This window comes from Escherichia sp. HH41S (assembly GCF_009820115.1).
In the GTDB taxonomy this organism is placed as follows: Bacteria; Pseudomonadota; Gammaproteobacteria; order Enterobacterales; family Enterobacteriaceae; genus Escherichia; species Escherichia coli_F.
Window position 1 is genome coordinate 143540 of record NZ_VNXE01000015.1, and the last position, 23333, is coordinate 166872.

The window sequence follows — 23333 nt, forward strand, 5'->3', positions numbered from 1 at the left end:
ATTAATTTTCGGAGAACCCGTATGTCTTTAGCAAAAGATAATATATGGAAACTATTGGCCCCACTGGTGGTGATGGGCGTCATGTTTCTTATCCCTGTCCCCGACGGTATGCCACCGCAGGCATGGCATTACTTCGCTGTGTTTGTGGCAATGATTGTCGGCATGATCCTCGAGCCAATTCCGGCAACAGCGATCAGTTTTATTGCGGTTACTATTTGCGTTATTGGCAGTAATTATCTTCTCTTTGATGCCAAAGAATTAGCTGACCCAGCGTTTAATGCGCAAAAACAGGCGCTGAAATGGGGTCTGGCTGGTTTTTCCAGCACCACGGTATGGCTGGTATTTGGCGCATTTATTTTTGCATTAGGGTATGAAGTTTCCGGGTTAGGTCGTCGCATTGCCCTTTTCCTGGTGAAATTCATGGGCAAACGCACGCTGACGTTAGGTTATGCGATAGTCATTATCGACATTCTGCTGGCACCGTTTACACCGTCCAACACCGCGCGTACCGGGGGTACGGTTTTTCCGGTCATTAAAAACCTGCCGCCGCTGTTTAAATCATTCCCGAACGATCCGTCCGCGCGTCGTATTGGCGGCTATTTGATGTGGATGATGGTCATTAGTACCAGTCTGAGTTCGTCCATGTTTGTCACCGGTGCGGCACCAAACGTGCTGGGTCTGGAGTTCGTCAGCAAAATTGCCGGCATCCAGATTAGCTGGTTGCAGTGGTTCCTCTGCTTCCTGCCGGTTGGCGTTATCTTACTTATCATTGCGCCGTGGCTTTCCTACGTGCTTTACAAACCGGAAATCACACACAGTGAAGAAGTAGCAACCTGGGCGGGTGATGAACTAAAAACCATGGGTGCGCTGACACGCAGAGAGTGGACGCTGATTGGCCTTGTATTGCTCAGCTTAGGTTTGTGGGTATTTGGCAGTGAAGTCATTAATGCTACTGCGGTAGGTCTGCTGGCAGTTTCGCTAATGCTGGCCCTGCACGTTGTGCCGTGGAAAGACATTACCCGCTATAACAGCGCATGGAACACGCTGGTCAACCTGGCAACTTTGGTTGTGATGGCTAATGGCCTGACTCGTTCTGGCTTTATTGACTGGTTCGCCGGTACCATGAGTACGCACCTGGAAGGATTCTCACCAAACGCAACGGTGATTGTACTGGTTCTGGTGTTCTACTTTGCGCACTACCTGTTTGCCAGCCTGTCTGCGCACACCGCAACCATGCTGCCGGTTATTCTGGCCGTCGGTAAAGGTATTCCGGGCGTACCAATGGAACAACTGTGTATCCTGCTGGTGCTGTCTATCGGTATCATGGGCTGTCTGACGCCGTATGCAACCGGTCCTGGGGTGATTATTTATGGCTGCGGCTATGTGAAATCAAAAGATTACTGGCGACTTGGTGCAATCTTCGGGGTGATTTACATCTCTATGTTGCTGTTGGTTGGCTGGCCGATTCTCGCCATGTGGAACTAATACGTTCGCCAAACGCTGAATAAATCATCACGCCCGCCAGGTAAGCCCACCTGGCGGGCTTTTTTATGATTTAATAGATAGTATTCAGTGTATGTATGAGTTCCACACCCATTATGAAAGCATTCTGGCGTAACGCCGCGTTGCTCGCGGTTTCTCTGCTTCCCTTCTCTTCTGCCAACGCCGTGGCGTTGCAGGCAAAACAGTATGGCGATTTTGATCGCTATGTCCTGGCCCTCTCCTGGCAAACCGGATTTTGCCAGAGTCAACACGATCGAAATCGTAACGAACGAGATGAATGTCGCCTGCAAACCGAAACGACCAACAAAGCTGATTTTCTGACCGTACATGGTCTATGGCCAGGATTGCCTAAATCGGTTGCTGCCCGTGGTGTTGATGAACGCCGCTGGATGCGCTTCGGTTGCGCTACTCGCCCAATCCCGAATCTGCCAGAAGCACGCGCCAGCCGGATGTGTTCATCGCCGGAAACTGGGTTATCACTGGAAACGGCAGCTAAACTAAGTGAAGTCATGCCAGGAGCTGGCGGACGTTCCTGCCTGGAACGCTACGAATATGCCAAACACGGTGCCTGCTTTGGTTTTGATCCAGACGCATACTTCGGCACGATGGTACGCCTGAATCAAGAAATTAAAGAGAGCGAAGCCGGAAAATTCCTTGCGGATAACTACGGTAAGACAGTGAGCCGCCGTGACTTTGACGCCGCCTTTGCCAAAAGCTGGGGAAAAGAGAACGTGAAAGCAATTAAGCTAACGTGTCAGGGTAACCCTGCGTATTTGACTGAAATTCAGATCTCGATCAAAGCTGACGCCATCAACGCTCCGCTTTCTGCAAACTCATTCTTGCCACAACCACACCCAGGCAACTGTGGCAAAACCTTTGTGATTGATAAAGCAGGTTATTAATCCTCTGATTTACAAAAGACGCTAATTCGTCTTCCATAAACTATGACGATTAAGATTTATACATAATGCGCTGCATTGAGGAATTCCCTGAATGTGACGCAAATCACTTCAAAGAGTGAGCAACAGTCAGTATCATCATGTGAGTTAAACCCTCGCCGCCTGACGGTGAGGGTTTTCTTTTGGGTATGTTTATCTGCGACACTCGCAGTACCGACGACATGGAGTAAAAATGTCCAGACCAACTATCATCATTAACGACCTGGATGCCGAACGCATCGATATTCTGCTGGAGCAACCTGCCTATGCTGGTTTGCCAATCGCCGACGCGTTAAACGCAGAGTTGGATCGCGCCCAAATGTGTTCGCCAGAAGAGATGCCACACGACGTGGTGACAATGAACAGCCGGGTTAAATTCCGCAATCTTAGCGATGGCGAAGTGCGTGTGCGCACGCTGGTGTATCCGGCTAAAATGACTGACAGCAATACTCAGCTTTCCGTTATGGCTCCGGTAGGTGCCGCACTGCTGGGGCTGCGCGTTGGCGATTCCATTCACTGGGAACTTCCGGGCGGCGTTGCAACCCACCTTGAAGTGCTGGAACTCGAATACCAGCCAGAAGCTGCTGGCGACTACCTGCTTTAATCCCATCTGCACAAGCGACAACTCGCTTTGCCCAGAGGATGCACTCGCATCCTCTTTCCGCTCAAATATCAACCAGATTTATCATTTTGCTCTTAAGCACAGCATTCTAATCTGAACTGGTTATTCATCTGCGGAACCCCATATGAGCGAAGCTCTCAGTATCACTGCGTTTTATATATTCATAGCAGCTATTATTGTTGCTGCAGTGCTATACCTTGAACAACGCTGGTAGTACCTGGTTTTATTTATTTTCCAGATCAATCGCAAATTCAGATCGAATCAGCCTCGCAAATCATAGATTCATAATCAATAATGTGCTGTTATGTATACATGCAAAAACAAGGAGAGAATGCTTATGTACAAAACAATCATTATGCCAGTGGATGTATTTGAAATGGAATTGAGCGACAAAGCTGTTCGCCACGCTGAATTCCTCGCCCAGGATGACGGAGTTATTCATCTACTTCACGTACTACCGGGGTCAGCCAGCCTGAGCCTGCACCGTTTTGCCGCTGATGTACGTCGTTTTGAAGAGCATCTGCAACATGAAGCAGAAGAACGTTTGCAAACGATGGTCAGCCACTTCACCATCGATCCTTCCCGCATTAAACAACATGTCCGTTTTGGTAGCGTGCGGGATGAAGTCAATGAGTTGGCAGAAGAACTGGGGGCTGATGTTGTCGTTATCGGTTCGCGCAACCCATCGATTTCGACCCATCTGTTAGGTTCTAACGCCTCCAGTGTGATCCGCCACGCCAATCTGCCGGTGCTGGTCGTTCGCTAATAGATAAAAGTATTTATGTCGCCCTGCCCGGAGCCATCCCGGCGGGGCTTTTTATTGCAATAAAAAAGCCGCCAGGTTTGACCCCGGCGGCTAAGCAATTGCAGGTGAATCTTACTTCTTCTTATGCTGTTTTGGTGCGAATCAGGTAGTCAAAAGCACTCAGAGAGGCTTTGGCACCTTCGCCAGTGGCGATGATGATCTGCTTGTACGGAACCGTCGTACAGTCACCCGCTGCGAACACGCCTTTGACGTTGGTTTCGCATTTCGCATCAATGATAATCTCGCCCATGCGGTTACGTTCGACTGCGCCTTCGAGCCAGTTGGTGTTCGGCAGCAGACCAATCTGGACGAAAATACCGGCCAGTTCGATGTTGTGAATATCGCCGCTGACACGATCTCGATATTCCAGACCAACAACTTTGCTGCCGTCGCCTTTCACTTCCGTGGTTTGCGCATTCAGAATAATGTCGACGTTTTTCAGGCTGCGCAGTTTGTCCTGCAGAACCTGGTCGGCTTTCATTTCTGGCGCAAATTCCAGCAGAGTTACGTGCTCAACGATACCCGCCAGGTCGATTGCCGCTTCCACGCCGGAGTTACCGCCGCCGATGACCGCTACGCGTTTGCCTTTAAACAGCGGGCCGTCGCAGTGCGGGCAGTAGGTCACGCCTTTGGTGCGATATTGATCTTCGCCCGGAACGTTCATGTTACGCCATTTTGCACCGGTCGCCACGATAATACTGCGTGCTTTCAGTACCGCGCCAGAAGCTGTTTCAATCTGATGCAGGCCGCCTTCAACCGCTGCCGGGATCAGTTTGCTCGCGCTCTGGCTGTCGATCACATCAACGTCGTATTCATCAACGTGAACTTTCAGCGCCCCTGCCAGCTTCTGCCCTTCAGTCTTCGGTACAGAAATGTAGTTTTCGATATCAACGGTATCGAGGATCTGACCACCAAAACGTTCGCCCATCAGACCAGTACGAATACCTTTACGTGCGGAGTAAATTGCTGCCGCTGCACCCGCCGGGCCGGAACCGACGATTAATACGTCATAAGCATCACGCTTGTTCAGCTCTTCTGCCGCACGTTTTTCCGCGCCAGTATCGATTTTGGCGACGATTTCGGAAATAGTCATGCGGCCCTGACCAAACTCTTTCCCGTTTACGAACACTGCCGGAACGCCCATCACGTTGCGATCGGTGATTTCGTTCTGGAAGGTGCCGCCGTCAATTGCCGTATGCTTGATGCGCGGGTTCAGTACGCTCATCAGGTTCAGCGCCTGCACCACGTCCGGGCAGTTGTGGCAAGAGAGCGAGTAATAGGTTTCGAATTCAAAATCACCGTCAATATGGCGAATCTGCTCCAGCAGAGACTGCGCTTCTTTCGACGGATGACCACCGGTCCACAACAACGCCAGTACCAGCGAGGTAAACTCGTGGCCCAGCGGGGAACCTGCAAAACGTGGCCCCTGGTTGGAACCTGGGTTAGTGATCAGGAAAGACGGCTTACGCACCGGCAAGCTGTTATCTTCTTTAAAGGTGACTTTGTCTGACAGTTCTGCGATTTCAGCCAACAGTTCCTTGATTTCTGCCGATTTAGCGCTGTCATCCAGCGTGGCAATTAACTCAACAGGCTTGGTCAATTTCTCAAGGTAAGCCTTGAGTTGAGTTTTCATATTTGTGTCGAGCATGTTTATCTCCTGGGCTTTAAACATCATCATGCAAGCGGCCTCTGCGGCTACCTGGATGCAGCTTGCATCATGGTGCGGGGAAGAAAATCGGGTGCCGCAGCACCCGAAGAATTAGGTGAATTTCCGAAGTATTTCGCGCCGGAGTTGGTAGCGCGAAAGACGAAGGAAATTTAGATTTTACCAACCAGGTCCAGGGATGGAGCCAGAGTTGCTTCACCTTCTTTCCATTTAGCCGGGCAAACTTCACCTGGGTGAGAAGCCACGTACTGTGCTGCTTTGATTTTACGCAGCAGGTCAGACGCATCACGGCCAATGCCTTCAGCGGTAACTTCGATTGCCTGGATGATACCCTGCGGGTCAACAACGAAGGTTGCACGATCAGCCAGACCTTCATCTTCACGCATGTTGTCGAAGTTACGGGTCAGGGCGCCAGTCGGGTCGCCGATCATCGCATATTTGATTTTAGCGATAGTTTCAGAGCTGCTGTGCCATGCTTTGTGGGTGAAATGAGTATCGGTAGATACTGCGTATACGTCTACGCCCAGTTTCTGCAGTTCTTCGTAGTGGTCAGCAACGTCACCCAGTTCGGTCGGGCATACGAAAGTAAAGTCAGCCGGGTAGAAGAAGAAGACGCTCCAGCGGCCTTCGGTATCTTTTTCGGTGATTTCGATGAATTCGCCGTTTTTGAATGCCTGGTTTTTAAAAGGTTTAATTTTGGTGTTAATCAAGGACATCTATACTTCCTCCGTGTTTTCGATGAGATGTAAGGTAACCAATTTTTGCCGATTCGGCTAATGCGTTTCCATTATCAAATCGATAAGTTTTACCTTACAACCTTCGTAAGACAACTTTGTGAACTTTGCACCGCCAGCGGCGATAAAAAGTAAAATGGCCCCCTTTCCAGGTGACCGTGTAATCTGAACTACCCTTTGGTATCTTCAGCGCCTGCCTGCAGGCTGAGGTGTTGCCCTTACAAATGCAACAACGTCATGGATTACAACACCCTCATAAACAAAGGGCAATCACCTGATCTAAGCTCTTACCTATGACAGTGATAGGTTATGCCTTTTACCCGACTTTTGCACTGACTGAAAAGGACAAATTAATGTTAAAAAAGATACTTTTACTGGCTCTGCTTCCTGCAATCGCCTTTGCAGAGGAACTTCCTGCTCCGGTAAAAGCGATTGAAAAACAGGGCATTAAGATCATCAAAACGTTCGATGCCCCCGGCGGAATGAAAGGTTATCTCGGCAAGTATCAGGATATGGGCGTCACCATCTACCTGACTCCAGATGGTAAGCACGCTATCTCTGGTTACATGTACAACGAGAAAGGTGAAAACCTGAGTAACATGCTTATCGAAAAAGAAATTTATGCGCCAGCCGGACGCGAAATGTGGCAACGGATGGAACAATCGCACTGGCTCCTCGACGGTAAAAAAGACGCGCCAGTCATAGTCTACGTTTTCGCCGATCCGTTCTGCCCATATTGTAAACAGTTCTGGCAGCAGGCGCGCCCGTGGGTTGATTCTGGCAAAGTACAGTTGAGAACATTGTTGGTTGGGGTTATCAAACCAGAAAGTCCGGCGACAGCCGCGGCAATTCTGGCCTCTAAAGATCCCTCAAAAACCTGGCAAGAATATGAAGCCTCTGGCGGCAAACTTAAGCTAAATGTGCCTACAAACGTAAGTACAGAGCAAATGAAAGTGTTAAGCGACAACGAGAAACTCATGGACGATCTGGGGGCAAATGTCACACCGGCTATCTATTACATGAGTAAGGAAAATACGCTGCAACAGGCCGTGGGGTTGCCCGATCAGAAAACGCTTAATATCATTATGGAAAATAAATAGAAGATAATTCATGGGTGGTTGAAATACATCCTTGCTTTTCAACCATTCTAAAAACGCATGAATTGCTTCTTCCCCTCCAGACAACTGTGTTACTTTAGAAAAACTTAATCCAGAGTTAAGTAATAAAACATAACAAATATAAATAAAACAGTAGAATCATTGATTACAAGAATGATTTATGGACAAGATAATATAACGGAGTATGTTATGGCTAATCTTTATGATTTAAAAAAATTCGACCTCAATTTACTGGTCATATTTGAGTGCATTTATCAACACCTCAGCATTAGCAAAGCAGCAGAATCATTATATATAACGCCATCTGCCGTTAGTCAGTCATTACAACGTTTACGCGCGCAATTTAATGACCCGTTATTCATCCGCTCAGGGAAAGGTATCGCGCCGACTACAACAGGGTTAAATCTGCATCACCATCTTGAGAAAAATCTCCGAGGCCTTGAACAAACGATCAATATCGTTAATAAGTCTGAGCTGAAGAAAAATTTTATTATCTACGGTCCTCAGCTTATTTCTTGTAGTAATAACAACATGCTAATCCGCTGTCTAAGACAAGATACTTCAATCGATATAGAATGCCATGACATACTGCTTTCAGCTGAAAACGCTGAAGAATTGTTAGTTCAACGCAAAGCTGACCTGGCAATTACACTGCAACCAGTAATTAGCCGCTCTGTCATCTGCATGCCGGTACATACTATTCGCAATTCTCTTATATGTAGCAACAAACATCCTCGTATTACCGATACCAGTAACTATGAACAAATTATCGCCGAAGAATTCACCTTGTTGATATCTAAATCAGCAGGGATTGACGAAATTCAAATGGACATAGATGAACGTTTTATGAACCGTAAAGTTTCATTTCGCAGTTCTTCTTTGTTGACGATAATTAATAGTATTTCTGTTACTGACTTATTGGGCATTGTGCCCACCGAACTGTACGATTTACATCGTGATTTTTTGAAGTTACAAGAGATAAAACTGGAACGACCACTTCCTACGGTTAAACTTTATATTTCCTATAACAAGGCTTCGTTGAACAACCTTGTCTTCTCACGATTCATAGATCGTTTAAATGATAGCTTCTGATTTATTACCACGGATAAATGTTATATTACGCATCAATTGATTCATTGTGTGAATATAAAATAATGTGCTCTATCTTGCTTCGTTTACCCTATAATTAGCGGATTCATCTCACGAGTCACCCAGTAACGTTCAGAGAGCGTTTTCAGATGTCTATTTATAAAATCCCTCTTCCGCTGAATATTTTAGAAGCTGCACAGGAACGTATTACCTGGACACTTAACACCTTGCCCCGTGTTTGCGTTTCTTTTTCGGGGGGTAAAGATTCCGGATTAATGCTGCATCTTACCGCCGAACTTGCCAGAAAATTGGGAAAAAAAATCTGCGTTTTGTTTATCGACTGGGAAGCACAGTTCTCTTGTACCATCGACTATGTACAGTCGTTACGCGAGTTGTATACCGACGTTATTGAAGAGTTTTACTGGGTAGCACTCCCACTCAAGACGCAAAATTCCCTTTCACAATACCAACCAGAATGGCAGTGCTGGGAATCTGATGTCGAATGGGTGCGTCAGCCCCCGCAAGAAGCGATAACCGATCCTGACTTTTTCTCCTTTTACCAGCCAGGCATGACCTTCGAACAATTTGTACGTGAGTTTGCCGAATGGTTTTCACAAAAACGTCCGGCGGCGATGATGATCGGCATCCGTGCGGATGAGTCCTACAACCGTTTTGTCGCCATCGCCAGTTTAAGTAAACAACGTTTTGCCGATGATAAGCCCTGGACCACAGCCGCACCAGGCGGTCACAGCTGGTACATTTACCCCATCTACGACTGGAAAGTAGCTGATATCTGGACCTGGTATGCTAATCATAAAGCCCTATGTAACCCATTGTATAATATCATGTATCAGGCAGGCGTCCCCCTACGTCATATGCGAATTTGCGAACCTTTTGGCCCGGAGCAACGGCAAGGATTATGGCTCTATCACGTTATCGAACCAGATCGCTGGGCTGCTATGTGCGCACGAGTTAGCGGGGTAAAAAGTGGCGGCATTTACGCCGGACATGACAATCATTTTTATGGTCATCGGAAAATCCTCAAACCAGAGCATTTAGACTGGCAAGAGTATGCATTATTGCTGCTTGATAGCATGCCGGAGAAAACGGCTGAGCATTACCGCAACAAAATTGCCATTTACTTGCATTGGTATCAGAAAAAAGGTGTCGAGGTGCCACAGACCCAGCACGGGGACATTGGCGCGAAAGATATCCCCTCCTGGCGGCGAATTTGCAAGGTGTTACTGAATAACGATTACTGGTGTCGGGCATTATCATTTAGCCCAACCAAAGCGAAGAATTATCAGCGTTATAACGAACGGATAAAAGTAAAACGTCAGGAGTGGGGAATACTATGCAACAACAATTAACGCAGGATTTAACCCAATTTCTCGCCAGCTTGTCGGAAGACGATCGCATCAAAGCGATTAACGAAATCCGCCTGGCGATCCATCAGGTTAGCCCCTTTCGTGAAGAGCCAGTAGATTGTGTTCTGTGGGTTAAAAACAGCCAACTTATGCCAAATGATTACAACCCAAACAATGTGGCACCGCCCGAGAAAAAACTGTTACAAAAATCCATTGAGATAGATGGTTTTACCCAACCTATTGTGGTCACGCACACAGATAAAAATGCTCTGGAAATCGTGGATGGCTTTCACCGTCATGAAATTGGTAAAGGCTCTAACACGTTAAAAATGCGATTAAAAGGATATTTACCGGTCACCTGTCTGGAAGGAACACGTAACGAACGCATCGCCGCGACTATTCGTCATAACCGCGCTCGTGGACGCCACCAAATTACAGCCATGTCAGAAATCGTTCGTGAACTCAGCCAGTTAGGATGGGACGACAATAAAATCGGCAAAGAGCTGGGTATGGACAGCGACGAAGTGTTGCGCCTGAAACAAATTAACGGCCTGCAAGAGTTATTTGCTGACCGTCAATATTCCCGCGCCTGGACAGTAAAATAATTACAGCTGGCGCAGGCGTTCAGCTGCCGCCAGCAACGTCGATTCCTTCTTGGCAAAACAGAGACGAATGAGCTTATGGGGGAAGGGATCGGCGCAAAATACCGACAGCGGGATCGCCGCCACGCCATGCTCCCGCGTCAGCCACTGGCAAAACTCAACGTCATCCAGCGAAGAAACCGCGCTGTAATCCACCAGCAAAAAGTAAGTGCCTTCGCACGGTAAAATCTCCAGCCGACTCTCACTTAAGGCGTTCACCAGAATATCGCGCTTCTGGCGATAAAAGTCCGGTAACGCAAGGTAGTGTTCAGGTTCTGCTCGCAGCATATCGGCAAGGGCCAGCTGCGCCGGGGTATTCACCGAAAAAGTCAGATACTGATGCACTTTGCGGATCTCGGCGCTGATGGGCGCAGGCGCAACGCAATAGCCCACTTTCCAGCCGGTCATATGATAGGTCTTGCCAAACGATGACACCGCCACCGCCCGCTCACGCAGTTGCGGATGCGCCAGCACACTGGCATGGCCCTGCTGTGAAAAGTTGATATGCTCGTAAACTTCATCGCTAATGACAAAAATCTCGTGCCCGGCAATTGCCTGCCACAAAGCGGAAAAATCAGTCTGCTGCCAGACAGTAGCACTGGGGTTATGCGGGGTGTTAAGGATCACCAGTCGGGTGCGCTCGCTTAACAATGCGGCAAATTCCTGCCAGTCCACGCGAAAATGCGGTGGTTGCAGTGCAATACGTTTCACTATTCCCCCCGAAAGCGCGATGGCGGGCGCGTAACTGTCATAGCTGGGATCAAAGCAGATCACTTCATCACCATTGCGCACCAATGCGGTAATCGCTGCATATAACGCTTCCGTCGCCCCTGCCGTTACGGTGATATCACTATCGGCATCCGGTTGATAGCCATACAGCCGTTCCGTTTTCTGAGCAATCGCCTCGCGCAAGGCCTGCACGCCAGTCATAGGCGCGTATTGGTTTGCTCCGTGGGCAACGTGGTACGCCAGCCGTTCCTGCAAATAGCGCGGACCATCAAAATCAGGAAAGCCTTGCGACAGGTTAATCGCCTGGTGTTGCTGCGCCAGTGCGCTCATCTGGGTGAAAATAGTGGTGCCAAGTTGTGGAAGTTTGCTTTGTGGAATCAGAGGGTTATTTGTCATTTTTATTGTGCCTGACAAAGTTGCGTGTTGAAGCCACTATAACACGATGCTAGTATTTGGCAATCAAGACGTTTAGATGTCTAAATAAAACAATAAGGACAACACAACATGCCTCACAATCCTATCCGCGTCGTCGTCGGCCCGGCTAACTACTTTTCACATCCCGGAAGTTTCAATCACCTGCACGATTTTTTCACTGATGAACAGCTTTCTCGCGCAGTGTGGATCTACGGTGAACGTGCACTTGCCGCGGCGCAAACCAAACTTCCATCGGCGTTTGAACTGCCAGGAGCAAAGCATATTTTGTTTCGCGGTCATTGCAGTGAAAGCAATGTGCAACAACTGGCGGCTGAGTCCGGTGACGATCGCAGCGTGGTGATTGGCGTCGGCGGCGGCGCACTGCTCGACACCGCGAAAGCCCTCGCCCGCCGTCTCGGTCTGCCGTTTGTTGCCGTTCCAACGATTGCCGCTACTTGCGCTGCCTGGACACCGCTCTCCGTCTGGTATAACGATGCCGGACAGGCGCTACATTATGAGATTTTCGACGACGCCAATTTTATGGTGCTGGTGGAACCGGAGATTATCCTCAATGCGCCGCAAGAATATCTGCTGGCGGGAATCGGTGACACGCTGGCGAAATGGTATGAAGCGGTGGTGCTGGCTCCTCAGCCAGAAACGTTGCCACTAACCGTGCGGCTGGGAATCAATAATGCGCAGGTCATTCGCGACGTCTTGTTAAACAGTAGCGAACAGGCGCTTGCCGATCAGCAAAATCAGCAGTTAACGCGATCATTTTGCGATGTGGTCGATGCGATTATCGCCGGAGGCGGAATGGTCGGTGGTCTGGGCGATCGTTTTACGCGTGTGGCGGCGGCCCATGCCGTGCATAACGGTCTGACTGTACTGCCACAAACCGAGAAGTTTCTCCACGGCACCAAAGTCGCCTACGGAATTCTGGTGCAAAGCGCCTTGCTGGGTCAGGATGATGTGCTGGCGCAATTAACCGGGGCGTATCAGCGTTTTCATCTGCCGACTACGCTGGCGGAGCTGGAAGTGGATATCAATAATCAGGTGGAGATCGACAAAATGATTGCCCACACCCTACGTCCGGTGGAATCCATTCATTATCTGCCAGTCACGCTGACACCAGATACCTTGCGTGCAGCGTTCGAAAAAGTGGAATCGTTTAAAGCCTGACGTACAAATTTAGCAGCAGCGCGCGCCGCCTTTTCCACCGTAGCGCGCGTCCTGCCGCTCCCGGAAAAACTCCTCGTAGGTCATCGGCGTTTGATCGGGATGGTTAACCCGCATATGTTCGACATAGTTGTCGTAATCGGGCATACCAATCATCAGCTTCGCTGCCTGACCTAAATATTTTCCGGCTTTTGCCAGTGAATCAAACATCAATACCTCCGGTAATCAGGTTGCTGAGAGAGTGCATTAATAGCTATCAACGCGCTCGGTCAGTCCCCTCGCCCCACCGGGGAGAGGGTTAGGGTGAGGGGGAACCCTCGGCACTATGCCAACATCCCCCCTCACTCTGACTTTAGTGCGCGCCTTTCGCCTGCGCCACGATCTCCTCGACATTTTCCGGCATTGGCTCATACGGCGTTTCTTTCGCCGTTGGCTTCGGCTCTTTCAATGCTGCCAGCGCCGTCTTAATCGAGAACAGCGCCAGAACCACCACAACCACCATAAAGAAGATGGTTAATCCGGCATCCAGACGGTTGTTGAACACCAGTTGCGCCAGTTGTGACTCAGTATACTGCGACGGAATATTGCCGCTGTCGATCATTGCCTGGAACTTGTTAGCAATCGCCAGGAAACCGACTTTCGCATCCGGGCTAAACGCTTTCTGCCAGCCTGCGGTCAGGGTACAAATCAGCAGCCAGGCCGTTGGTACCAGCGCCACCCAGGCGTAACGTTGACGTTTCATTTTGAACAGCACCACAGCACAAAGCATCAGCGCCATCCCTGCCAGCATCTGGTTGGCAATACCAAACAGTGGCCACAGAGTGTTAATACCGCCCAGCGGATCGACCACGCCCTGATGCAGAAAGTAACCCCAAGCCAGCACGCACAGCGCCGTTGCCAGCAGGTTAGCAGGCAGTGAATCGGTCCGTTTCAGGCCCGGAGAAACCACGCCCAGCAGATCCTGCAACATAAAGCGCGCAGCACGCGTACCCGCATCCACCGCCGTCAGAATAAACAGTGCTTCAAACAGAATGGCGAAGTGATACCAGAACGCCACATCCATCATGCCACCCAGCGCGCCGTGCAGAATGTAGGCCATCCCCACCGCCAGGGTCGGCGCACCGCCCGCACGGGAAATGATCGACTGTTCACCCACTTCGCTGGCAATCTGATTTAACGTATCTGGCGTAATGCTAAAGCCCCAGCTACTCACTACCTGCGCAGCAGATGCCACTACATCCGCCGTCCCCGCCGGAGCCAGCACCGCCATCGGGCTGTTCATCGCGAAGTACACGCCCGGATCGATGATACAGGCAGAAACCAGTGCCATAATCGCCACGAAGGATTCCATCAACATCCCACCGTAGCCGATAAAGCACGCCTGACCTTCGTTCGCCAGCATCTTCGGTGTGGTGCCGGAAGAGATCAGCGCATGGAAGCCAGACACCGCGCCACAGGCGATAGTAATAAACAGAAACGGGAACAGATTACCGGTCCATACCGGGCCAGTGCCATCTACAAACTTGGTCAAAGCAGGCATGGTCAGCGTTGGGCGCATAATCAAAATACCCACCGCCAGACCGACGATAGTCCCGATTTTCAGGAAGGTAGAGAGGTAGTCACGCGGAGCCAGCAGCAACCACACCGGCAGAACCGCCGCCACAAAACCGTAACCCACCAGCATCCAGGTCAGTTGCACGCCGGTAAAGTCAAAGTACGGTGCCCAGGTCGGGCTTTCTGCCACCCAGCCGCCAGAGATAATGGCGAAAATAAGGAATACCAGGCCAATCACCGACACTTCCCCAATGCGGCCCGGACGCAGATAGCGCAGGTAAATCCCCATGAACAGCGCCAGCGGAATGGTGAACGCAACGGTATACGTTCCCCACGGGCTATGAGTCAGGGCTTTCACCACGATCATCGCCAGTACTGCAAGGATAATGACCATGATCATAAAGCAGGCCACCAGCGCAATCACCCCGGCGGTTGGCCCCATCTCTTCTTTAACCAGCTCGCCCAGCGAGCGACCGTCACGGCGCGTGGAAACAAACAGCACCATGAAATCCTGCACCGCACCGGCGAGAACCACCCCGGCAAGTAGCCAGATCATCCCCGGTAGGTAGCCCATTTGCGCTGCCAGTACCGGCCCCACCAACGGGCCTGCTCCGGCAATGGCCGCAAAATGGTGACCGAACAGCACTTTCTTGTCCGTCGGCACATAGTCCAGCCCGTCGTTATGGCGCACCGCTGGCGTCATACGCGTCGGGTCAACCGCCAATACATTTTTGGCGATATAAAGACCATAAAAACGGTAAGCGATCAGATAGATACAGACCGACGCCACCACAATCCACAGCGCGTTGATCTGTTCCCCACGATTTAAAGCAATGTATCCCAGAGCAAATGCTCCCATTACAGAGAGCACTGTCCAGACGAGGTATTTCCCTGATTTGTTCATAGTTGTTATCCGTGTGCGTGTCCATAGAGATGTTACATTTTGTTTCTATATCAGCAGATTTTATTTAACAACCAAGAAACCAATGCGTACAACAAAAACACCTCATATTTACATCACATTGTTAACGAGATCACTTTAGTCGCGAAAAGACGTATACAATTACGGACAATTGAGAGGGTTGACTCACCAGATTAGTAACACTACTTATATGCGAAAATGCATAGCCGAAATCTATAGTATTCCGCGTCAATGTTATGCAACGCAACTATACGATAGCATGGCTATTTCGTTATATGATAAGGAGTCCTCCCATGAGCTATGACAAAGCGAAATACCATTTTGACTCGGTTATAGAAGAAGGTTTACCGCTCAGCCAGGCATACATCCATACTGGTTTTTATTTAGGTTGGTTGATTGATAATAACTTGTTGGACGAGGAGTTTAAGGAAGATCTCGCTGAATCTCTTGCCCTCTTTACGCGCAGAGAAATAACAGCCCCTCAGCTTTTTGAAGAATTCGATGGTACTTTGACCGATGAAGAACTTTCGACCCAAGGAAACGCCTTTACTAAACATTATTTTGATTTTGATACAGGCGATTATCTCGAAGACTACTGCACCCATCTTGTCAAAGATCTTCCCAGCGAATTCCATGTAAAAGACACATGGGAAAACTATAAAATCGCAGCGAGTTTCATATCCAGACGCTATCAGGAATGGCTACAGAACCAATAGTCTCACCCTCTGCACATATTTTTCCGGGTAGAGCTTTCACTTACCAGGCCAACAAATTCTCGCGAATCGTGGGCCTGATAAGCGAAGCGCATCAGGCATATTAATCCAATTTAGCCGATCACCGCCGTACCCAGCCGACAAGTGCAGCAACGCCGCCCCTGTTCATCGAAAACAACGATTTCCCAGCTCTGATTTTGCCGCCCAAGATGCAGCGGCTGGCAGACACCGCGTACCTTTCCCTCAGACACCGGGCGATGATGTGTGGCGTTAAGCTCCGTGCCCACCACGCACTGTCCGTCGCGAGTCATCATAAATCCGGCCATCGATCCCAGGGTTTCCGCCAGCGCCGCCGACGCGCCGCCATGTAGTAAACCGAACGGTTGATGAGTACGGGTATCAACCGGCATTTCGGCTTCCAGCACATCATCGCCCAGACGGGTATAAACAATTCCAAGATGCGCCACCATTGTGTTATCGCTGGTGGCGTTCAGTTCGTCGAGCGTTAAATGGCGTTTCCAGATCATGCTTATGCCCCCAGTGTTGAGCCGCCATCTACCACAATATCCTGTAGGGTGATATGGCTGGCGAGGTCAGAGGCGAGGAACAAAATCGTGTTGGCGATCTCTTGTGGACGGGCGATTTTCCCCAGCGGAATGCCGAGTTTAAACTGCTCGCCAAAGCCGCGAATACGCTGCTCTTCGGCGTCATCACTCACCCACAGCGTGCGTTGCATATCGGTGTCGGTGGACCCCGGGGAAACCACATTACAGCGCACACCGCTACCCGCCAGTTCCAGCCCGACGCTCAACGCCAGGCTTTTCAGCGCCGCTTTCGACGCACCGTAAGCACTCATACCAATACGCGGCGTGTGTGCAGCGTCGGACGCCACAGTAACAATCGCCCCGCCCCGCTGACGGCGAAACTGGTTCATGGTCTGCTGGAACAAGTTAAATGCGCCACCGACGTTGACCGAAAAAGTCTGCTGCCAGTCCTCTTTACTGAGCTGATCGGTCGCGCCCATGCGCAAAATTCCCGCCGCATTGACCAGCACGTCCAGTCGCTCCGTTTGCGCTAACAGTCGCTGACACACTTGCGCCACCTGCGCAGCGTCGGCTACATCCATTACTTCGGTCGCAAAGGGATATTGCTCCAGAGTGAACGCTTGATCAAAACCTGTAACTTTCGCTCCGGCCTCAACAAATGCCAGCGCCGTGGCGTAGCCAATACCTTTCCCCGCACCGGTTACCCAGACATTTTTGCCGCTGAAATCCATCATTTCACCTCGCGGGAGAGTAGCTTCCACCAGGCATCGATGGTCGGATTTTTCGCCAGCATGACAAAATCGATATCGCCATGCACTTTGCGCCAGCGCGCCGCCAGCGCCATCATGCGCACCGAATCCAGACCGTAATCAATTAGGTTGTCGTCATCGAACGGCTCATCGGACTCGTCCAGCAACGGCAGGATCACCTCTCGCAGCGCCGCTTTAGTTGAAGGGATCGGTGCAGGTAATAGTTCTTCGGTCATCACCACCCGGCCAGAGCGTCCGGCTACATATTTCAGCGACATCAAATGCTCGTCACGACTGAAATCGGCCAGCGCATCCGCCACCATAAACGGTTTAATATCGCGCATAAATGCGTCGGTTGCGGTGGTCATACAGCCAATGTGGGCGTATACCCCGGTAATAATCAACTGGTTACGTCCACTCTCTTTGAGCATTTGCTCCAGCGGAGAACGATGAAACGCGCTGTAGCGCCACTTCACCAACACCGTGTCGTCGGCATCTGGCGTCAGGCGATCCACCACCTTTTGCTGTTCCGGCGAACGGGTCAGGCCCGGTCCCCACATATCATTCAACAGCGCCCGATCTTCATCGCTCTGCTCTTTCGGCTGGGCGGTGTAATAAACCGGGATATTGTGCTGTTTGCAGTAGTCGCGTAGTGCCGCAATATTCGCGATCACCTGCTCCATCATCGGGCAGTTCTCGCCCCAGAAGCTAACAAAATAGTCCTGCATATCATGGATTAACAACGCGGCACGTTGCGGCTCAAAGGCCCAGTTGACTTTATTGTGCGGAATATCGTGAGACTCCGGCAGTGCGTAAGCCTGTAATTTTGGAATAGCCATCGTGTTCTCTCCTTCAGGCTGATGCGCGTGACGCCAGCCACTGACGTAATTGTTTTTTATCGACTTTCCCGACCGCCGTCAGCGGAAGTGAATCTACACACTCCACGCGATCCGGTAATTTAAATTCGGCAATACCCTGTTCACGCAGGAAACGACGCACCTGTACCGCACGCAGTGGTTCTTTTACCACCAGATAAGCACAGCTTTTTTCGCCCATCAGCTCATCTTCCATGCTCACCAGTGCGGCGTAGATCACTGCCGGATGGCGCAGTAACAGGTTTTCGATCTCTTCGGCAGCGATCTTCTCGCCGCCACGGTTGATCTGATCTTTCTCGCGCCCCTGCACGGTGATGTACCCCTCTGGATCAATAGAGATCAGATCGCCGGAACAGTAAAAACCGTTGGCATCAAAGGCGCTGGCATTGTGCTGTGGACTTTTGTAATAGCCGCGGAAGGTGTACGGCCCGCGCGTCATCAGGCGTCCAACCTCCCCTTGCGGCAGTGGATTTCCGTCAGCATCGGCAACCCACACTTCATCATCCGGACACATTGGATAGCCCTGGGTATGGATAATTTTTTCCGCGCTATCATCAAGACGGGTGTAGTTCACCAGCCCTTCCGCCATGCCGAATACCTGCTGTAACTGGCAGCCAATCTCTGCGGGAATACGCGCCGCAAGCGTGGCAGAAAGACGTGCGCCACCGACCTGTAACAGTTTCAGCGAGGCAAGCTGCGCCCGGCTTTCGCCTTCAGCCAGTGCCTGCAACCACAGGCTGACTGCTGGCGGCACCAGCGCGGTGACGTTCACCTGATGTTTTTCAATCAATGGGAAACAAAGCGTGGCGCTGGGGTCGGCAGCCAGAACGACAGTGCCGCCAGCGAGAAATACCCCCAACGATCCCGGCGAACTCATGGCGTAGTTATGAGCCGCCGGGATCGCGCACAGGTAGCGCGTTTGTTGCGTGAACTGACAAATCTCGACGCTACGACGCACGCTGTAGTAGTAGTCGTTATGAGTGCGCGGGATCAGTTTCGGTGTGCCGGTGGTGCCGCCGGAAAGCTGGAAATAGGCCACTTCATCAGCAGGAGATGGCGTGGCAGTAAAATCCTCAGCCGGATGGTTAATCGCATCCTGCAAGTTATGCTCACCGCTGTCGTTCAGCAGTTGCACCACGCGAATGGAGGAGTGCTCTGCAACAAACGTATTAAGGAAGTCATCCCCGCTAAATAGCGCATGTTGGCGATCGGCAATCAGTAACACCGGTTCAATCTGGCTGGCGTATGCATTCAGCTCACTACGCTGATGGCTGAACAGCGCCAGCACCGGCGCAACGCCCAGTTTTAGCAGCGCGAAAAAGGTAATATACAATTCAGCGACGTTACCCAGTTGTACCAGTGCGGTTTCACCGGGTTTAATGCCCTGACGACGCAAGCTACAGGCGAGATTATCCGCCGCCTGATTCAGTTCCCGGTAACTCAACTGACGCTCGCCGTCGATGACCGCGATGCTGTCGCTTGCGGCATGACGGGTCAGAATGTCGGTCAGCGGCAAATCCTGCCAGTAGCCTTTTTCCCGATAGCGACGGGCAAACTCTTCCGGCCAGCGGGTGAATGGAATGCTCATCCTCGCTCCTTAATGCAATCCAAAAACGTTCAACATGGTAGAAAGTTTGACGCCCGTTTCGCGCCATTCACCCAACGGTGAGGACGCAGGCACAATCCCCGCTCCGGCAAACAGACGCACCTGATTTTCCCGCAGCTTCGCGCAGCGGATGGTCACCACCCACTCGCCGTTACCTTCGCTGTCACACCAACCGACAATGCCGCCAAACAGTTCGCGGTCGAACGGTTCCAGCTCAGCAATCACCTGGGTCGCGGCCTGATGCGGGAAACCGCTCAGCGCGGGGGTCGGGTGCAGCAGACAGGCCAGAGTCAGTGCGTTTTCTTGCGAATTCGCTTTGCCTTCAAAGGGTGTTGCGAGATGCCACAGCGTCGGCGTGGTGATCAATTGTGGGGAGGATGGAACGTGTAACTCACTACTGCGTTCGCGCAGTACCTCTTTCATCGCCTGAGTCACCAGTTCATGTTCATGGCGATCTTTTTCTGACGCCAGCAGACGATTACCCGCTTCGCGATCAAGCACGTCATCCGGCTGACGACGCGCGGAACCGGCTAACGGAATCGAGCTAAAACGCTCGCCGTCTTTACGTAGCAGCAGTTCCGGGCTGGCTCCCAGCAGGACGCCACCATCAGCTAACGGCACATGGAAGTTGTAACTAACCGGGTTTTGCGCAATCAACCGTTCCAGCAATACGCCACTATCAATGGCGGCGTCAGTGGTGATATCAATCAACCGTGACAACACCACTTTGTCGACTTGCGGCGTGGCGGTAAGTGCGGCGGCGCGGGCAACCATCTGTTCAAACGTAGTTTGTTCCGGAATTGCCTGACGTTCCACCACGTTCAGCGACTGGCTGCGAGTAAAACGGCGGGCTGAAGTCTGTTTTTCCTGCCGGGAGAACGACTGCCAGGATTCGGGAATATACAGCGACGAAGGCTGACGTGGATCGAAGGGAATCGCCCCAACCATCACCGGATTTTTAATGCCCTGCGCTTTGGCATCGGCAAACAGCGCGGTGAGTTTTTGCTGGAAGGGACTGTCGGGCGAATCCCCGTTCACAGCCGGTTCATCAAAGCGGGCGAAACATCCTGACGTCGTAAAACTGCGGTACGGCGACATAAAGAAAAAGCGATTGGGCGCAAGTGTTGCCATGGTCTGCTGTACTTCCTCAGCCAGTGACGTATCCATATCATCCTCCACAAAATGATAAAGGCTTTAATAATGATTATCATTTATATTTTCGGTCGCTAACCTAAAAGCAAACGAGCACTATGTCAACTCTTGAGGTAACGCAATCTGCAAGTCGGGGTTGCATCTGCTTGTGGTTACAATGAAAATGAGAAGCATTAACTTCATTAATAACAGGAAGCTGATTTGTGAGACTCGCCCCGCTCTACCGCAACGCCCTTCTTTTAACCGGACTTTTGCTTTCAGGAATATCTGCAGTTCAGGCTGCCGACTGGCCGCGTCAGATTACTGACAGTCGTGGTACTCATACCCTGGAAAGCCAGCCGCAGCGTATTGTTTCCACCAGCGTCACCCTGACCGGCTCACTGCTGGCGATTGATGCACCAGTGATCGCCAGCGGCGCGACCACGCCGAATAACCGCGTAGCGGATGACCAGGGTTTTTTACGCCAGTGGAGCAAGGTAGCGAAAGAACGCAAACTGCAACGTCTCTATATCGGCGAACCGAACGCCGAAGCAGTAGCGGCACAAATGCCAGATCTGATTTTAATTAGCGCGACCGGCGGCGATTCAGCGCTAGCGCTATACGATCAGCTTTCCACTATCGCACCAACGTTAATCATCAATTACGACGATAAAAGCTGGCAGTCGCTGTTAACGCAACTTGGCGAAATTACCGGGCATGAGAAACAAGCGGCAGAGCGGATTGCACAGTTTGATAAGCAACTGACGGCGGCGAAAGAGCAAATCAAATTACCGCCGCAGCCGGTCACTGCCATTGTCTATACCGCCGCCGCGCACAGTGCCAATCTCTGGACAGCTGAATCAGCACAAGGGCAGATGCTGGAACAACTCGGCTTTACGCTGGCCAGGTTGCCCGCAGGCTTAAACGCCAGCCAAAGCCAGGGCAAACGCCATGACATCATTCAGCTTGGTGGGGAAAATCTGGCGGCAGGGTTAAATGGCGAGTCGCTATTCCTGTTCGCCGGTGATCAGAAAGACGCCGATGCGATTTATGCCAATCCACTGCTCGCGCACCTGCCTGCAGTACAAAACAAGCAGGTTTATGCGCTGGGAACCGAGACGTTCCGACTGGATTACTACAGCGCCATGCAAGTGCTGGATCGGCTTAAGGCGCTGTTCTAAGCATTAACTGTCAGACGCTGTCACCTGCGGCGGCGTCTGGCGAAAACGACGCAACTCCACCAGTACCAGCAACAACAACACGCCGATAATCAACAAACCAAAACCACTCGCGCTTGCGGAGGCCACCGGCGTCATCATCGCTCCCAGACCGCCCAACAGCGCTGCGCCTATAGCATCGCCCGTCACGTTTTGTGCCGTCCACAAACCGTTAATCCGCCCTAACATCGCTTCCGGGGTTTGCGTTTGCAGCATTGTGTATTGCAGCAACGAACTAACCGCGCTCAACCAGCCGAACAGCGCCAGACAAACCACGCCTAAAATCCACATCGGCATCAGGCCAAACAAACCAATGGCGAGGAACGATCCCAGCGTGGAGAGCAGCATCAATAACCCTGGTCGCGCACTATGTGCCAGCTTCCCGCTGGTTAACGCGCCAATAGCTGCACCGAGCGGGATCGCCGCATAGAGAAAACCAATCTGTGCCGCCGACATCTGCCAGTTGTCAGCCAGCGCCGGATACAGTACCCGTACCGCACTCGCCATCGTCAATAACCCCCCCAGCAGCGCAATCCCTCCCACCAGCGGGCTGGCGAGCAGAAAACGAAATCCTGCCAGTAATGATTTCAACGGATGCTCACGCGGTTGCGGTGGCGGAGGTAGCGCCGGAAGGCTTAACAATGGCAGCAAGGTAATAAACGTGCCCGCCGCCGCCAGCCCGTAGTTCCAGGCTACGCCGCCAGTCGCCAGCAGTAAGCCGCCAATCATGGGCGAAATTACCGATCCCAGCCGCACAGTCAACATGGTGATTGCCCCGGCCTGCATTAAATTTTCACGCCCAACTAATGCCGGAGTCGCCGCCAGCAGCGCCGTAACGCCAAGTGACGCGAAAAAGCCATCCCATAATCCGAGTAAATAGATTGCCAGCAAAGACGGCTCCGGCAGCAATGCGTTCAGGCACAGACCAATGAAGCCAATGCCACAGGTGCCACGCGCCAGCAAAATCACTTTTTTGCGCTCATAGCGATCCGCCAGCACACCGCCGACCATCAAGCCGACAAACATCGCCCCGCCGGTCAGCGTCACCGAAAGCCCCACCTGCCAGGTAGAATGCGTCATCATCTGGATCTGCACTGGCACCGCGACGCCGAGCAAACCCAGAGAAACAATAGAGATAAAACGAGCGAGGAATACTGCGCGAAACGCCGGGTGCGTTTTCAACAGGCTGAGGTTAAGCAGCCAGGATTGTTTATTCATT

23 protein-coding genes are annotated in these 23333 nt (G+C 51.3%); 12 read left to right on the forward strand and 11 right to left on the reverse strand.

The window, feature by feature from the left end; all coding sequences use genetic code 11:
• Positions 1 to 21: 21 nt before the first annotated feature.
• From citT to uspG, 5 genes are all read left to right on the forward strand, one after another.
• Positions 22 to 1485 (forward strand): citrate/succinate antiporter CitT, encoded by a 1464-nt coding sequence (gene citT / locus FQZ95_RS03910; protein WP_000050323.1) that lies wholly within the window; start codon positions 22 to 24, stop codon positions 1483 to 1485.
• A gap of 113 nt (positions 1486 to 1598) precedes the next feature.
• The gene (gene rna, locus FQZ95_RS03915) at positions 1599 to 2405 is read left to right on the forward strand and encodes a ribonuclease I (protein WP_032183602.1); all 807 of its coding nucleotides are present in this window, start codon (positions 1599 to 1601) and stop codon (positions 2403 to 2405) included.
• A 229-nt stretch (positions 2406 to 2634) separates the two neighbouring features.
• On the forward strand, positions 2635 to 3045 hold the full coding sequence (gene rnk, locus FQZ95_RS03920) for a nucleoside diphosphate kinase regulator (RefSeq protein ID WP_000089731.1): 411 nt from the start codon (positions 2635 to 2637) through the stop codon (positions 3043 to 3045).
• Between the two features lie 142 nt (positions 3046 to 3187).
• Positions 3188 to 3277, forward strand: a complete 90-nt coding sequence (yldA, locus tag FQZ95_RS26915; RefSeq protein WP_349813939.1) for a small membrane protein YldA — start codon at positions 3188 to 3190, stop codon at positions 3275 to 3277.
• A gap of 123 nt (positions 3278 to 3400) precedes the next feature.
• On the forward strand, positions 3401 to 3829 hold the full coding sequence (gene uspG / locus FQZ95_RS03925; protein ID WP_000278505.1) for a universal stress protein UspG: 429 nt from the start codon (positions 3401 to 3403) through the stop codon (positions 3827 to 3829).
• Between the two features lie 121 nt (positions 3830 to 3950).
• Here the strand turns inward: uspG and ahpF are convergent, their stop codons facing one another.
• Both ahpF and ahpC read right to left on the reverse strand, forming a co-directional pair.
• The gene (ahpF, locus tag FQZ95_RS03930; RefSeq protein WP_032183601.1) at positions 3951 to 5516 is read right to left on the reverse strand and encodes an alkyl hydroperoxide reductase subunit F; all 1566 of its coding nucleotides are present in this window, start codon (positions 5514 to 5516) and stop codon (positions 3951 to 3953) included.
• A gap of 170 nt (positions 5517 to 5686) precedes the next feature.
• Complete coding sequence (gene ahpC / locus FQZ95_RS03935) at positions 5687 to 6250, reverse strand: alkyl hydroperoxide reductase subunit C (protein WP_000052796.1); 564 nt, start codon at positions 6248 to 6250, stop codon at positions 5687 to 5689.
• Between the two features lie 371 nt (positions 6251 to 6621).
• Here ahpC and dsbG point away from each other — a divergent pair, with 371 nt between their 5' ends.
• The 4 genes from dsbG to FQZ95_RS03955 all read left to right on the forward strand — a co-directional run bounded on the left by dsbG (position 6622) and on the right by FQZ95_RS03955 (position 10447).
• A complete protein-coding gene (gene dsbG, locus FQZ95_RS03940) occupies positions 6622 to 7368 on the forward strand; it encodes a thiol:disulfide interchange protein DsbG (protein WP_160529895.1) in 747 nt (248 codons plus the stop codon).
• A 207-nt stretch (positions 7369 to 7575) separates the two neighbouring features.
• A complete protein-coding gene (gene citR / locus FQZ95_RS03945) occupies positions 7576 to 8478 on the forward strand; it encodes a DNA-binding transcriptional repressor CitR (protein WP_024212087.1) in 903 nt (300 codons plus the stop codon).
• A gap of 146 nt (positions 8479 to 8624) precedes the next feature.
• Positions 8625 to 9845, forward strand: coding sequence for a phosphoadenosine phosphosulfate reductase (locus FQZ95_RS03950; RefSeq protein ID WP_000029791.1), 1221 nt, complete (start codon positions 8625 to 8627; stop codon positions 9843 to 9845).
• Positions 9818 to 10447, forward strand: a complete 630-nt coding sequence (locus FQZ95_RS03955; RefSeq protein ID WP_077760029.1) for an IbrB-like domain-containing protein — start codon at positions 9818 to 9820, stop codon at positions 10445 to 10447. The genes FQZ95_RS03950 and FQZ95_RS03955 overlap by 28 nt, the downstream gene beginning before the upstream one ends.
• Here FQZ95_RS03955 and ybdL read toward each other — a convergent pair whose 3' ends face one another.
• A complete protein-coding gene (gene ybdL, locus FQZ95_RS03960; protein WP_160529896.1) occupies positions 10448 to 11608 on the reverse strand; it encodes a methionine-oxo-acid transaminase in 1161 nt (386 codons plus the stop codon).
• 108 nt (positions 11609 to 11716) lie between these two features.
• Here ybdL and hcxA point away from each other — a divergent pair, with 108 nt between their 5' ends.
• A complete protein-coding gene (hcxA, locus tag FQZ95_RS03965; protein ID WP_160529897.1) occupies positions 11717 to 12805 on the forward strand; it encodes a hydroxycarboxylate dehydrogenase HcxA in 1089 nt (362 codons plus the stop codon).
• A gap of 9 nt (positions 12806 to 12814) precedes the next feature.
• Here hcxA and FQZ95_RS03970 read toward each other — a convergent pair whose 3' ends face one another.
• Entirely contained in the window at positions 12815 to 13012 is a 198-nt protein-coding gene (locus tag FQZ95_RS03970; RefSeq protein ID WP_000460431.1) for a YbdD/YjiX family protein, read from the reverse strand.
• Positions 13013 to 13154: 142 nt separating this feature from the next.
• Positions 13155 to 15260 carry a pyruvate/proton symporter CstA gene (gene cstA / locus FQZ95_RS03975; RefSeq protein WP_001043157.1) on the reverse strand — a complete coding sequence of 702 codons (2106 nt, stop codon included), beginning with the start codon at positions 15258 to 15260 and terminating at the stop codon, positions 13155 to 13157.
• Positions 15261 to 15571: 311 nt separating this feature from the next.
• Here cstA and FQZ95_RS03980 point away from each other — a divergent pair, with 311 nt between their 5' ends.
• Positions 15572 to 15994, forward strand: a complete 423-nt coding sequence (locus FQZ95_RS03980; protein ID WP_000119449.1) for a DUF7832 domain-containing protein — start codon at positions 15572 to 15574, stop codon at positions 15992 to 15994.
• 110 nt (positions 15995 to 16104) lie between these two features.
• Here the strand turns inward: FQZ95_RS03980 and entH are convergent, their stop codons facing one another.
• The 5 genes from entH to entC are packed head-to-tail and all read right to left on the reverse strand — an operon-like array spanning position 16105 to position 20933.
• The gene (gene entH / locus FQZ95_RS03985; RefSeq protein ID WP_000637952.1) at positions 16105 to 16518 is read right to left on the reverse strand and encodes a proofreading thioesterase EntH; all 414 of its coding nucleotides are present in this window, start codon (positions 16516 to 16518) and stop codon (positions 16105 to 16107) included.
• Between the two features lie 2 nt (positions 16519 to 16520).
• Positions 16521 to 17267 (reverse strand): 2,3-dihydro-2,3-dihydroxybenzoate dehydrogenase EntA, encoded by a 747-nt coding sequence (entA, locus tag FQZ95_RS03990; protein ID WP_000347647.1) that lies wholly within the window; start codon positions 17265 to 17267, stop codon positions 16521 to 16523.
• A complete protein-coding gene (gene entB / locus FQZ95_RS03995) occupies positions 17267 to 18124 on the reverse strand; it encodes an enterobactin biosynthesis bifunctional isochorismatase/aryl carrier protein EntB (RefSeq protein WP_001007114.1) in 858 nt (285 codons plus the stop codon). Before entB ends, entA begins: the two co-directional genes overlap by 1 nt.
• A 13-nt stretch (positions 18125 to 18137) precedes the next feature.
• A complete protein-coding gene (gene entE / locus FQZ95_RS04000) occupies positions 18138 to 19748 on the reverse strand; it encodes a (2,3-dihydroxybenzoyl)adenylate synthase EntE (RefSeq protein ID WP_088542213.1) in 1611 nt (536 codons plus the stop codon).
• 9 nt (positions 19749 to 19757) lie between these two features.
• Entirely contained in the window at positions 19758 to 20933 is a 1176-nt protein-coding gene (gene entC, locus FQZ95_RS04005; RefSeq protein WP_002431411.1) for an isochorismate synthase EntC, read from the reverse strand.
• Between the two features lie 188 nt (positions 20934 to 21121).
• On the opposite strand from entC, the gene fepB reads away from it, so the two are divergent.
• Positions 21122 to 22078: a Fe2+-enterobactin ABC transporter substrate-binding protein gene (gene fepB / locus FQZ95_RS04010; RefSeq protein ID WP_001234337.1), complete on the forward strand. Its 957-nt coding sequence runs from the start codon at positions 21122 to 21124 to the stop codon at positions 22076 to 22078.
• A 3-nt stretch (positions 22079 to 22081) separates the two neighbouring features.
• Here fepB and entS read toward each other — a convergent pair whose 3' ends face one another.
• Positions 22082 to 23332: an enterobactin transporter EntS gene (gene entS, locus FQZ95_RS04015; RefSeq protein ID WP_001041789.1), complete on the reverse strand. Its 1251-nt coding sequence runs from the start codon at positions 23330 to 23332 to the stop codon at positions 22082 to 22084.
• Position 23333: the final 1 nt, after the last annotated feature.